Origin of the sequence: Zhongshania sp. R06B22, assembly GCF_040892595.1 — a bacterium.
Lineage (GTDB): Bacteria > Pseudomonadota > Gammaproteobacteria > Pseudomonadales > Spongiibacteraceae > Spongiibacter > Spongiibacter arctica.
Genome location: NZ_JBFRYB010000002.1, coordinates 188,499 through 201,640, shown reverse-complemented (window position 1 = coordinate 201,640; position 13,142 = coordinate 188,499). Strand labels below are relative to the sequence as shown.

11 protein-coding genes are annotated in these 13,142 nt (G+C 49.9%); 5 read left to right on the top strand and 6 right to left on the bottom strand.

Going from position 1 to position 13,142, the window contains the following annotated elements:
• Nucleotides 1–122: 122 nt before the first annotated feature.
• Nucleotides 123–455: an HvfA family oxazolone/thioamide-modified RiPP metallophore gene (locus AB4875_RS16770; protein ID WP_368377264.1), complete on the bottom strand. Its 333-nt coding sequence runs from the start codon at nt 453–455 to the stop codon at nt 123–125.
• Nucleotides 456–682: 227 nt separating this feature from the next.
• Here AB4875_RS16770 and AB4875_RS16765 point away from each other — a divergent pair, with 227 nt between their 5' ends.
• From AB4875_RS16765 to AB4875_RS16755, 3 genes are all read left to right on the top strand, one after another.
• The gene (locus tag AB4875_RS16765) at nt 683–1,294 is read left to right on the top strand and encodes an HvfX family Cu-binding RiPP maturation protein (RefSeq protein ID WP_368377263.1); all 612 of its coding nucleotides are present in this window, start codon (nt 683–685) and stop codon (nt 1,292–1,294) included.
• A gap of 91 nt (nt 1,295–1,385) precedes the next feature.
• Nucleotides 1,386–2,000 carry a sigma-70 family RNA polymerase sigma factor gene (locus tag AB4875_RS16760; RefSeq protein WP_368377262.1) on the top strand — a complete coding sequence of 205 codons (615 nt, stop codon included), beginning with the start codon at nt 1,386–1,388 and terminating at the stop codon, nt 1,998–2,000.
• Nucleotides 1,994–2,254 carry an anti-sigma factor family protein gene (locus tag AB4875_RS16755; protein WP_368377261.1) on the top strand — a complete coding sequence of 87 codons (261 nt, stop codon included), beginning with the start codon at nt 1,994–1,996 and terminating at the stop codon, nt 2,252–2,254. The genes AB4875_RS16760 and AB4875_RS16755 overlap by 7 nt, the downstream gene beginning before the upstream one ends.
• A 54-nt stretch (nt 2,255–2,308) precedes the next feature.
• Here the strand turns inward: AB4875_RS16755 and AB4875_RS16750 are convergent, their stop codons facing one another.
• Nucleotides 2,309–3,541 carry a sensor histidine kinase gene (locus tag AB4875_RS16750; protein WP_368377260.1) on the bottom strand — a complete coding sequence of 411 codons (1,233 nt, stop codon included), beginning with the start codon at nt 3,539–3,541 and terminating at the stop codon, nt 2,309–2,311.
• A gap of 428 nt (nt 3,542–3,969) precedes the next feature.
• Between AB4875_RS16750 and traF the strand changes: the two genes are divergently transcribed.
• On the top strand, nt 3,970–5,199 hold the full coding sequence (gene traF / locus AB4875_RS16745; protein ID WP_368377259.1) for a conjugal transfer protein TraF: 1,230 nt from the start codon (nt 3,970–3,972) through the stop codon (nt 5,197–5,199).
• On the opposite strand, the gene choxAB is transcribed toward traF, so the two are convergent.
• Nucleotides 5,177–6,829, bottom strand: coding sequence for a cholesterol oxidase (gene choxAB / locus AB4875_RS16740; protein ID WP_368377258.1), 1,653 nt, complete (start codon nt 6,827–6,829; stop codon nt 5,177–5,179). The genes traF and choxAB overlap by 23 nt on opposite strands.
• Before the next feature lie 111 nt (nt 6,830–6,940).
• On the opposite strand from choxAB, the gene AB4875_RS16735 reads away from it, so the two are divergent.
• Nucleotides 6,941–7,609, top strand: coding sequence for a TetR/AcrR family transcriptional regulator (locus AB4875_RS16735; RefSeq protein WP_368377257.1), 669 nt, complete (start codon nt 6,941–6,943; stop codon nt 7,607–7,609).
• Between the two features lie 4 nt (nt 7,610–7,613).
• Here the strand turns inward: AB4875_RS16735 and AB4875_RS16730 are convergent, their stop codons facing one another.
• The 3 genes from AB4875_RS16730 to AB4875_RS16720 are packed head-to-tail and all read right to left on the bottom strand — an operon-like array spanning nt 7,614 to nt 12,985.
• Nucleotides 7,614–8,369 carry a M48 family metallopeptidase gene (locus AB4875_RS16730; protein ID WP_368377363.1) on the bottom strand — a complete coding sequence of 252 codons (756 nt, stop codon included), beginning with the start codon at nt 8,367–8,369 and terminating at the stop codon, nt 7,614–7,616.
• Between the two features lie 46 nt (nt 8,370–8,415).
• On the bottom strand, nt 8,416–9,927 hold the full coding sequence (locus tag AB4875_RS16725; protein ID WP_368377256.1) for an ATP-binding response regulator: 1,512 nt from the start codon (nt 9,925–9,927) through the stop codon (nt 8,416–8,418).
• Nucleotides 9,920–12,985: a cache domain-containing protein gene (locus AB4875_RS16720; RefSeq protein ID WP_368377255.1), complete on the bottom strand. Its 3,066-nt coding sequence runs from the start codon at nt 12,983–12,985 to the stop codon at nt 9,920–9,922. Before AB4875_RS16720 ends, AB4875_RS16725 begins: the two co-directional genes overlap by 8 nt.
• Between the last annotated feature and the right edge of the window lie 157 nt (nt 12,986–13,142).

Genomic DNA, 13,142 nt, shown 5'->3' with positions numbered 1-13,142 from the left:
GTCACACTATAATGAGCCGCACAGACATTGGCCAGTAAATAGCCGGGATTTGAAGAATGCTAGGGGGGAAATCCCCACCCCTGGGCTATCGCGAAGGGGTGGGATTTGAGAAAAACTAAGGATTACTTCTTGTCAGCACCGCATTTTGCTTCGCCACATTTGCCTTCAGAAGCTTTCTTTTCAGCGCCGCATTTTGCTTCGCCACATTTGCCTTCAGAGACTTTCTTTTCAGCGCCGCATTTGGCTTCACCACATTTTGCTTCAGCTGCTTTCTTCTCAGCACCGCACTTCGCTTCGCCACATTTGCCTTCAGCATCTTTTCCGTAATCAGCTAACTGATAACCACTGCTCATTACCTTGGCTGCAAAAGGGTTGGTATCTGCAACAGCCACAGAGGCCGCCATTGAAGACGCTAATATGGCCGCACCGAAAGCCGTCATCGCTGTATTTTTCATTGTGTCATCACCTTAGAATTTAAATTAAAAGAATTAAATGGTCGCATCGCTACGATGCTAGCCATAAGACAAACGCGACTACACACTGTTACACCCCACGAAAAATAAATTTATTGTTGGATATTTGTAACAAGCTCCGTGGCCCCACGTCTTACAAGCATGAACCTCCACTGCTTACCGCTAGCAAGCAACGGTAATGCGCCCCTTTTTTATACGGAGCAAGCCCCATGATAGATGTTTTCAATAAAATCAGAGACTTACACGCCGCTATTGGCCGACTGCTAATACCCTTCGAGGGCCTACCTTCACTGGCACTAAGGCTGTACCTAGTGCCAGTATTCTGGATGGCCGGCAGCAGTAAAATGCTGCATTTCTCTGATACGGTGGCATGGTTTGGCAACAGCGATTGGGGCCTTGGGCTTCCCTTTCCCTATGTGATGGCCTTTTTAGCTACCGCCGCGGAAGTGGGTGGCGCGGCATTATTGCTAGTAGGCTTTGGGACTCGCTGGATCTCCGTTCCCTTGGCCGTGACCATGATTGTCGCAGCCACCACGGTGCATTGGAGTAATGGCTGGCAAGCCATTGCCGACGCCAGCGCACCCTTTGCCAACGAGCGCGTGGCCGACTCCGTCGACAAACTTGCGGCCGCTCGCTCGCTACTTGAAACCCATGGCAATTATGACTGGCTGACGTCCAGCGGCAATATTGTGGTGCTAAATAATGGTATTGAGTTTTCAGTCACCTACTTAGTTATGCTATTGGCCTTGATCGTCATGGGCGGCGGCCGTTATGTCAGTGCCGATTACTGGCTAGGCAGGGCATTGCTAACAGCCAAGTAAGTCACAAATTTATCCCGTAATTCAGTGAGTAGTTGCCTGCGGGCATGAGGATCAGAGACACTAGCGACTTAATCTTAATTTGGACTTGCCCGTGTCTTTGTCCGTCGACGACCATGAGCTTCTCAGCCGCCTTAAAGCCGGCGACAACAATGCCTTTAAATACCTTATCAGCAGCTATCACCCTAGGCTGCTGATAGTGGCGAGAGCGATTGCTGGTGACGTGTTTGCCGAGGATGTTACTCAGGAAGCATGGAGTTCAATCTACAAGGCGATCGCCAAATTTGAAGGCCGCTCTAGCTTGTCTACGTGGATGATTCAGATAGTGAGCAACGAAGCCAAATCCAGATTGCGCAAAGAAAAGCGCCACATTAGCTTTGGCGACATTGACGAAGTGCGGCCGGAGGTCGACCCAAGTAGTTTTGATGATAAAGGCCATTGGGCAAACCCACCATCGCATTGGGATATAAATACACCCGAGCTTATGCTGCAGGAGGACCAATTACGGCTCTGCATCGAACATACCTTAACGGTATTGCCTGAAAATCAAAAAGCGGTATTTTTACTGCGGGACGTTGAGCAAAGTAATTTAGAAGAAATAGCCGAGTTACTTTCGCTTACTGAGGCAAATGTTAGGGTAATTCTGCACCGTGCGCGATTGCAACTTATGAAAATCATCAACCACTATCAGGAGACCGGAGAATGCTAAATTGTAAGCAGTTCACCGATCTTGCCAGCGGCCATATCGACCACCAGCATACTGGCTGGAAGCGTCTTGAGATTGGTTTTCACCTAATGATTTGTCATCACTGCCGACGCTTTAGTCGTCATCTTGACCGCAGCCGTCAAACCGGAGCAAAAATTGCTGAGCAACTGTGGCGCAGCGATCCAACGGTCACTGACAAAATATATACACGTATCATTCAAGTACCGACAAGCGAAAATGAGCCGGGAAACCAGTAAGCTAAGTTTTGCTGACTGCGGTCGTTGACCGCAGCTCGAACACAGCTAATAGACCTAGGCCGCTGGCAGATATACTCTGAACTCAGCGCCTGAGCCCTCTTCGCTCACCAGCATAATTCGACCTTCATATTCGTCGACAATGCGCTTACATATCGCTAAACCAATACCATTACCCTCGTATTCTAGTTCAGTGTGCAAACGCTCAAATACTCCAAAAATGCGGCTACTGTACTGCCGAGCAATACCAATGCCATTATCGCGAATATAGAAGCCGGCCTCTCCGCTGCCCGCGTCAGCTAGCCGACCAATTTTAATCGCCGGCGCATCCTGATCTCGACTAAACTTAATTGCGTTATGCAATATATTCGACATCAGCTTTGCTAACAGGGCCTTCGGTATCCTGACGGTATCGAGGGCTTCGCGCTGTACTAGCACATTGTATTTTTTCAGCTCAGCAGCATTCGCAGACAGCGCTTGCTCCAGCGCATCATCCAATGACGATGCCTCTGCATCGCCGTGGGTTTGTAATATCGAATACTCATGTAAATCATCAATCATCGACGCGGTGCGTTTTGCCGACGCCACCATCATTGCCAACCACTTGGCCTCATCTTCCGCCAAACGATCAGTCAGGCGTTCTGACAATAGCTCGCCAAATACCGTGATCGAGCGCAATGGCTCTTTAATATCTCGCGCCGTTAACATGGCATATTGCTCTAAGGCCGCGTTAGAATTTTCAAGTGACACTTGATTCTGCTCTAGCTGTGCTTTAATTACCCGCGTTTCCGCAAGCTCTTGGGTTCGCTCGTCAACAAGCTGCCGCAAGTCGCGGGACAAACGTTCCACCTCAGCCCGCTGCTTGACGTTATCAGCCACCTCGTCTCGCAACTGCTGGTTCAAATCCAATAATTTTTGATTACTAGGAATTGCCAAGGCTTTAGGGATTAATGGCCACACGGCAATTGCGGTGCCGACCGAGGCAATTGCCGTGATCAACTTAACAATCCCGCTAAGCCAATACGCGCCATACCAAACGTTAAATATATTGATAAGGTGTGTTGTTCCGCAGGCAAAAATAAACACCGCAAACATCACGAACATAAAATTGAATTTCAAATCATCGCGCTTGCGCACCAGATACACCAGGGCAATCGGGATGGTGAAATAAGAAATAGTAATTAATGTGTCGCTAGCCACATGCAAAAACACCAAATCATCATTCCACAGATAACAATGACCATGCGGCGGCATTTCTGGGCCGAGCAAAAAATTCGTAAAATCAGACATTTCAACAATCCATCCGCTGGGTGCTTTATCTAAACCGCCAACAGGCAGGTTCAATATGGGTGTGTGCGCACAGACACACGTAACACGACTGGTCTTTATAGCAAGTCTCACTCGCCGACAATACTGTGTATTCCACCTAGAAGAGCGCAAGAAACCACCTTCTCGAGCAAGCAAGGGCAGATTACCTCTGCACTTCCCATTTATCCAGCGCACGCCGAGCTGCCGGCACTCAAATAAACTCAAGCGGACGTACTAACTAAGGCATAGCAAAATAAAGATAGTTGGTTTTTATATCAAAAAAACATTGAAAAACAATGAGTTAAACACCCCTATAGGCGGCACATTGCACTCTGCCAGGCACTACTTTTCCTAACATAATAGTGGACCGTAAAGGACGCCCCAAAGATACAGAAAAACCGGCAAAGCGCTTGCCGCCTCTTCCCCCCTCCATTATTCTGGCCAAACATCTAAATGATCGCGACAATGCCGCCGATAATAAAATTTCGAACAAGGTGAATAGACATTTGCAAATACTGATCTCCCTCCGAGTAAAACAATTATTACTCACGAGCCTGGCAACGATATCTATCACTGTTGTCGCCGACACACCAAGCGATAACCGCCTGAGCGCAATACATAGCCGCTCTGCCGCGTTCCCCGCAATCAACCGCGACGCCGATACTGCCCTGCAGGGAGATGGCTACGGCTTTGTGAATGACAACGACAGTTTATTAGATAATTTAAGAAAAATTAGTGAGGAAGGTACCGCACTGGAAGGGCGCTCTCGGGGCATACTTGTTCTCCCCGGCGATGAAAGCACCCTAGTAAGCGAATTGGAAAATGCCGCAAATGGTAAGACCAGCTTTGCCGCCGGAGGTCATTTTGCTTTGCTTAGCAAAAATAAAAATTGGATTGTGGTGGGGGGCGCTGAATTTAACGGTAGCGGCAGATTTTTCTACGATGAAGACGATGCGACTCGACTGCGTTTTGCCACGGTACTCGGCCTATTTAGCTTTGGCGAACTACAGTCTTCCATAAACGTAAACGCTCTGTGGACAAACTATCTAGGACTCAACTACCGCTACACCAATGGCAGCATGCCCGACACCCGCATTGGCATGACCGCAAAGATCCAGAACATCAGTGTTATTGAGCGACGTATTTCTATTGCCGATTATGACGAAGATAAGCTGTTTGACCGCACTAGGGATGTAGAAAACTATCTCCAGCTAAATGCAGATATTGGCCTTGAACATCAAATTAATCAGTGGATAGTGGGCATAGACTTACGAGATATTTACCAACAAGAAATGATCGGCCCCGAAGGCACTCGCTACCAACAGCGCAGCCATATATCCACAAATATCAATTACACCGCCGACTGGGGCAGCCTCCGCTTAGATGTCGACATTACGCCTGAAAAAGGCTTTGGTGAACTCACGTCCCGCAAGACCTACGAACTTAGTACCTTGCTCCCTCTAAATGCCAAGATGGACCTATTGCTAGGCTATCAATGGCTAGACAGCGACACCGATTCTGATCTACCCACCGCCGGCCTGCGCTATCGCCTTGGTGAGCAGCTCAGAATAGAGGTCCAATTTAGCTATGCCGGGACTCGCGAATTTGGCGGCGGAGCTAGCCTGCAACTGCCGTTGTAGACGCTATCACATCGGCCTCGGCTGGCGCGTGCTTGGCGGGAATGTATGCCATTGCGTGCTCGCTTAAAGCGGTGATCGTCAGTGAGGGGTTAACGCCTAAGTTGGACGACAAAGTGGAGCCGTCGCAGACCAACATATTCTTGTAGCCAAACACCCGGCTTTGCACATCGACCACACCGTCATCCGCGCTGCGCCCCATGCCCGCGCCACCCATACAATGGGCCGTGGCCGGAATATTAAACAATACTTCGGTTATCAAGCTACCGGCCATACCGCCCAAACGTCGCGCGGCTTTTAAGGCGAACTCACTAGCTTCGGGAATATGGGCGGGAATTTTAGGGCCAAAGCTGACCATGCGTTTACTAAACGGCCAGTACCAGCGCCGCTTGTATAACATATCGATATGTCCGTCCAAGGTTTGCATACACAGCATGATAATAGTCTGTCGTGCCAAACCAAAAGGGATCATAGCACCGAGCGCTTGCTTAGGATTACTCACCAACAGGCGCATCATGGTATACAGCCAATTAAAGATACGACGCCAATCTGTGTTACCGCGAATCATTGCCGTAACTAACAGGCCCATCGCATCAGAACCGCGGGGATAACGCGTGGCTTCAATATGGGTTTTATCGTCGAGGTAAATACCAGAACCAATCGCAATGCCCTCATCCATATTATCTGCCTTAGGCAAGCGCACACCGATAAGCGATTCGGCGTTTGTTCTAACTCGGCGACCCAATTGCTGAGATATATTTGGCAGTGACTTTTTATCCCGCAGTTTAAAGAGCAGCTCCTGAGTCCCCAGTGAAGAACCCGCAAACACGACAGCCTTCGCCCGCCAGCGCCGCTTATTGCGAGACAATATTGATGTGCTGCTAACGGTAGTGATCTCGTAGCCATCCTCGCCGTCTGCCTTACCATTGAGAGGCACAACATCGACCACACGGGTCTCAGCAAAAACCTCTACCCCTTGTTTTTCAGCTAGGTAGAGATAGTTTTTATCGAGACTGTTCTTGGCATTATGGCGACAGCCCACCATACAACCGCCACAGCCAATACAGCTATTGCGATCCGGGCCTTCACCATCAAAATAGGGATCAGGATATGACTTTCCAGGCGTATCACCCTCGTCGCCAAAAAATACCCCAACCTGGGTTTTATAAAACGTATCGCCACAGCCCCAGTCCTCGGCTGCCTCTTGTAAAATATGATCTGCCGGCCCCAAAATACGATTCTCTGTCACCCCCAGCATTTTCTGCGCGGTAGCGTAATAGGCAGGCATCTCTGCGTCCCAATCCTTTAAGCCCGCCCAACTGCCCTGCTGCCATATCTCGGGCTTAGGGACCAACAAGGTGTTTGCATACGTGATCGAACCACCGCCCACGGCGTTGCCGTGCAAGACCAACACATGTTTAAACCATTTGATATTGAAGAAGCCCTTTAGCCCCAGCATCGGCCGCCACAACCAGCGATGAAAATGCCAGTTGGAAGGTGGATAGGTTTCCGCACTCCAGCGCTTACCCATTTCCATCACGGCAACGCTATAGCCTTTTTGTCTCAGCCTATATGCAGACACCGAACCGCCAAAACCAGAGCCCACTACCAAGTAATCAACATCGTATTCCACGTTCACACACACCTTTTACGACAAGTATCACTGCGATGAACCGCAGCAGTTGAATTTGACAACACATCATGTCACTTTACATCTGACATCAACTCATGTCAAAATTTCTAAATGCCCAAATTAATAAGTAAGACTAACGCCACCCAGAAGCCGCGCCTATACCGCGGCAGTAGCGGAGATCAGCGCCGCAACGAACGCTACGAGCAATTACTCAGCGCCGGCCTTAGCGTGATAGGCAGCAATGGTTACGCCGCCGCCAGTGTTCGCAGCATCTGCGCGGAAGCGGGCCTAACCGAGAGGTACTTTTATGAGTCCTTCGTCAATCGCGAGGCGCTATTAGCAGAAGTCTATAAAGTTCAGACGCACTATTTAAAAGATCGGATGCTCGCCGCCGTCGAAACCTCTGAACGCAATACTGAAGCATTTTCCCGCGCGGGCTTAAAAGCGTTTTTCGACACCCTCCACCAGAATCCTGACATTGGCCGCCTCTTGTTATTCGAGATTTTAGGCGTCAGCGACACTATCGATGAACTCTACTATGAGGCGATGGAAGACTTTGCGGTATTGATTCAGACCTTAACTGAATCCTTGGGGCAAACCGATATCTCAGACATACCCGATGAAGGTATGGTGTATGCGGGGCTAGTCGGCGCGGTATTGCAGATAGCCCGCCGCTGGGCATTAAACAATTACCGTGAGCCCGTGGCAAACGTCATTGAGAGCAGCTTATTTTTATTTATAGCTGCCACCAATTACAGCGCGACAAAGACGTCAGGGTAACTATCTATTCCCGCACAAGACGAGCGCCAATAGCCTCTAGCTCCACCTTATATTGCGGCCAGTCGGGCATAGCAGACGTCATGAGGGAGTAAAATCGCGGGCTGTGATTAAACTCCTGTAAGTGGCAGAGCTCATGAACAATCACATAGTCAATACAGCGCTGGTCGGCCTTGATCAAATGGGTATTTAAACAAATACGACCGTCAGCCGAGCAACTTCCCCAGCGCGAACGCATACGCCTTAGTCTAAGCTCGGGCACGTCCTTTACCCACGGCAATTGTTCAGCCCAAAATTGCAATCGCGTCGAGAAAACCTGCTCAGCCTGTCGCAAATACCATTGCTGTAAAACTCGATTTATCTGCGCAGCATCTTTTATGTCACCGTCGATATGAAGCATACCGTCGCCTAACCGCACGTGCGGGCGCCCCTTGCCGGCCGCCACACTTAGCTCCAGCGATTCACCCAGGTAGTCGTGGTGTTCGCCAGATTCGTATCGCAGGGCCTCACCCTGTTGCACCTGCAGCATTTGCTGGCGATCGTAGATCCAATCTCGGTTGCGGGCGAGCATATTGTCAATATCAGCGGCAACAGTAGCAAAAGGCGCGCGTAAAACTACACCGGAGCGCCCTACCTGCAAGCTCAATTTGCGGCGCCGGCGGCGGCTGCGAATAATAGTGATGGCAATAGATTGATCGCGGCACTGCAAATATTGCTGACTCCGCAGCTCGGTGACACGTTTGGACTTGAGTGCTTTTAACATAGCCACTAGCTAGGTCGCCCTCCGCTTAAAATAATTGCAATAGATTCTAGTGATGCACCGGAAATTCGCAGCTAAAAATGGCGCCGCCATCGGGATTGGCCTGAAATCGAATATCGCCACCATGCCCCTGCATAATCGACTTAGACACCGATAAGCCTATGCCCATACCCCCTTCTTTAGAGCTCACAAATGGGCTAAATAATTGCGCTTCTATTTCTGGCGCCATACCGGCTCCAAAGTCTTTGACCCGAAAACACACCATACCCCCTTCTAGGTAGGTACTGACTTCTACTGCGTTGCTATTACCGGCATTGGCGGTCGACTCCATAGCATTGCGAATTAAATTCAAAGCCACCTGCTGCAACTGCACTTCATCAGCAAAAATAGCCGGCAAATTAGCCCCAGCTTTTAGTTCCACAGGAATCGAGTTGACCCTAGAGTCGACCTCAGCAAGCGCCAAGACATCCTCAAGGACGGCATTTAAATCCAGCACCTGGCGACCACCTGAGGGCTTTTTAACATAGCTGCGCATGCGCTGAATAACGGCCGCTGCGCGCTCAGCCTGAGTGGCAATCTTAGTGAGCACATCGTCCATTTTTAAACGTTTATCCGCAGGCAAATCATTCAGCAGGCGCTGCGCGACCCGGGCATAATTGGTGACGGCAGTCAGTGGCTGATTGACCTCGTGGGCAATCCCCGCCGCCATCTCGCCACCGGTACTAAGGCGTTCTATATGCGCCAAATGCTGACGCTGGGTGTCCATTTCCTCTCTGGCCTGCTCAAGCGCGTATTGATCTTGCAGCCATTCACTTATATCCCGCAAAACTAATACCGCACCACCTTCACTCCGCGGTGAGCCACTCACGGCGACAGGCGCAATACGACCGGAGCGAGTAGTAATGCTAACGTGCTCTTTGCGCAAACCCACGCCGCCCTCACACAGCAAGCCCAGCGATTGATTCAGGGCCTCATCGTCGGGAAACAATTGCAGCAAAGAGAAAGATTCACCAACACAATCACTGGCAGGCCACCCAGTAATCGCCGCGGCCTGGGCGTTCATTGAGGTCACACGACCAGTAACATCCATGCCGATAATACCTTCATCGACGGCATTTAAAATCTGCTGATTTTCATCTTCTAATTCGCTATTTCGACGCGCCAGGGCGCGCTCAAGCCGCTGAATCTTGATGTGGGTTCGCACCCGCGCAAGCACTTCGTCGGTCTGAAAAGGCTTGGCAATATAGTCCACACCGCCAATGGCTAAACCATGCACTTTGGACTGACTATCCGTTAAGGCCGACAAAAAAATCACCGCAATGTCGGCAGTATCGGGGTCTTCTTTAAGGCGTTCACAGACCTCAAAGCCATCCATACCCGGCATCATGACATCAAGTAAAATAAGAGAAGGTCGCGCCCGCCTGGCGGTGTAAAGTGCGGCTTCACCGTCGCGCGCTGCAAGTAGCCGATAACCACTACCTTCGAGGGTTTTAAAAAGAACCTGTAAATTTGTCGGATTGTCGTCAACCAACAATATTTGTTCGCTGCCTCGATCAGGCATCGTTTACGCTCGTCTCGTGCGAAGCCTGCACCAATAGCCGAGCCAATTTATCGAAATCAAATTCACGCAGATATTCTTCAGCTTCATCAATAAAGCCATCACACTCGGGACTGCGCTTCCGCAGCTGCTGCAATAACTCCCGCAGCCGCGTGACATCGCCAAGATCCACCGCTGCACTCAAGTCCTGTAAATCTTGATCTTTAGGCAATACAAAATCACTTAAGGGCACCACATTAGCCACCACAGGAGGGGGCATAACGACGGGATTCTGCGCTTGACCGCCACAGGTAGAGGCAACAATCTTAAGTAAATCACCTATGCTTATAGGCTTGGGTAAAAAGCCATCACAGCCGACCTCCACAGCCTCTTCCATCATCTCTTCATCCGTTGTTGCCGAGGCCATGATAATGGCGACATCTTTCATACCCATTTCTTGTTTAATAACCCGCGTCGCTTCCATGCCGTCCATCTCCGGCATACGCAAGTCCATTAAAACCAGCTGCGCGGTGCGTTCTTTCAAGTGCTCAATAACTTCAAGACCATTGACTGCCTCCCGCACATCAGTGGTAACGTCTTCAAGCATACTCAGCAAGACATGGCGATTTACCGCAACATCATCAGCAACAATGATCGCTGGATTTTGACCAGTCTCCGTCAGCAATTTGGGCGCGCGGTCAGCGGCCTCTACCACCAGTTCATCAATATATTCGCTTGCCCCAATCTCCAGTAAAGGCACGTCAAAATAGAAACAACTACCCTGCCCGAATTCGCTACTGACATTTAAATTACCGCCCATCGCCTCAACTAAGCGTCGACAAATAGAGAGACCTAGGCCAGTGCCTTTGCCGTCTTGGGGATTTACCTGCCGGAAGGGTTCAAATACGTCGCGCAGCTTTTCCTGAGGAATACCCATGCCACTATCGGTGACTGAGAACATTAGCTGCTTAGTTTCAGGTGAGGCATGCAGTTTTAAAACCACCTTGCCGCTACTGGTAAATTTAACCGCGTTATCCAGTAAATTAACCAAGACCTGACGCAGCTTCACCTCATCGACTTGGACCTGCACGGGTAAATTGGGATCGAGATCAACAACAAATTCTAGACCTTTTGATTTCGCTCTATGGGCAACAATATCGCTGACATTAGACACGATATCGTCGAGCTTATTGGGGCGGCAAACAATATCTATATTACCGCTTTCAATCTTCGCTAGATCCAAGACATCATTTATTAAGGTGAGCAAATGCTTGCCGCAGCTCTCTATCGCCCGCAAATGCTCCTGACTACCCAGGGGAATACCGGTATCGCGCTGCAATAGCTGCGCGTAGCCCAAAACGCCGTTCAAGGGGGTACGCAATTCATGGCTGACACTGGATAAAAATTGGCTCTTTGCATGCAAGGCGTCTTCGGCGGCAATGCGCGCGTTGACCAGTTCTTGCTCAATCCGCTTGCGATCAGTCACGTCGGTCATAATACCCATGGCGCGAATCGGCTGGTCGTTTTCATTGCTCTCAACTACGTCGCCGCGACTATAAATCCAGCGGAAATTACCGGCGCGATCCTTTACTCTGAACTCAACGCTATTGCCGGTTGCCAAGCCCAGCCAGCTGTCCACCGCCGAGGCGATAATTTGTAGATCATCGCCATAGGCAATATTTTTGAATGCACCCACGGGATAGGGTTTAAAGGGGGCGTCGTATCCCAGTAAACGGAAAAAACTCTCGCCAACGGTCACCAAGCCGGTCTGTAAATCCAAGTCCCAGAGATGGTTTTGGGCTGCATCGAGTGCCAGTTGGAAACGCCGTTCACTGAGCTTTAAAGCGCGTTCGGTTTCGGTGCGTTGTTCAACCATATAATTTGCGTCTTCAGCTAAACGCTGAAACTCGGCAAACGGCAGACGCGTCACTTCTATTGCGGTAGAACTCTTGCTCGCATCAGCAAAGAACTGCTGAAAGATATGAAACCCAGCTGCGCTGCGCCTAGCCAACCAACGCGCCGCAATGGTTGAGAACATCATCAACACAAACGCGATAACAACAATGAATAGAATATGCTCCTTAACCCGGGCCTGAAGGGCGGTGCGTTCATCGGCGAGTTTGACGTTAAGTTCATCCAGAAACACACCAGAACCCAATACCCAGCCCCAGGGTTCGAAACGGCGGATATAAGAGATAACCGGTTTTTTCTGACCGTCGCGGTCCAGCCAGCTTAATTCAGTAAACAGGCTCTGCTCATCACCGCCGACCCTTGCACTAACATCGACGATATCTGGCATAAAGGAACCCACGTTACTGGGATCATAGGCATTAACCAGCTGCCGACCGTCTTTATCCACCACAAACAATATCGAGTTATCTGGGTCGATGGGGACCGCTGCGATCCGCTCAATGACTTCGCTCTTTAGACGATTGAGTTCATCCCGGAGATAGATACTGGCGCCCATATAAATGTTCAGCGGCTTGTAGTAGTAAACAAAGCTAAAATTGCGTTCTGGCGTAAGGTCGCTATTCTGATCGGTAAATCGGTATTCAAGAAAGTCGTATGTTTTATTTGATAGCGCGGCCCTGATCTGGCTAGAAAAAGAAGCTACCGTCGCGCGGTCTGTCATTCGCTGTTCAGCAGCGGCGTCCATCGGCGGCAGCAAAGCTCGCCCTTGGTCGTCGAATAAAAAGAAGAAGCCCTTATTATCGGAGAATCTGAGTGAGGCCATGGTTGCCCGCAAACGGGTTAGCTGCTCAGCCTTACTTTCGCCGACAAACTCTTTGCGGGTATCTTCAACGAGAGTGATACCCACGGCGACCTGCTGACGCAAGTCATTATACAGCCGTCGGTTCAACTGCTTATGCTTATAGTCTAAATACTCAACGGCCTTGCCAACTTCTCTACGCAACAGCTCACGCCGAGACTCCACGTAGGCGTCTCGCCACGCTTCGCTTTGCTCGGTGTAACTTTCGTATTCCTTAGCAATCCAGATATAGCCAAATATCGCCAAAGGAATCGCAGACAATGCGACTAGGCTGAGGAGATAAATCTGTACTAAACTGCGCTTAGTTCGCATGCGCAACCCTTGTTGTGTTTAGCAATCGCATCGTTGCGTTGCGGCTTATTAGCCGGAAGCTTATCCAGTCTTGGCGCTTCCTGCCAGTATCAATCGACTAATTCGCAGATTAAGCATGCCAAAAGCCTATAATTTCATGGTAGCCTAAATACATTAT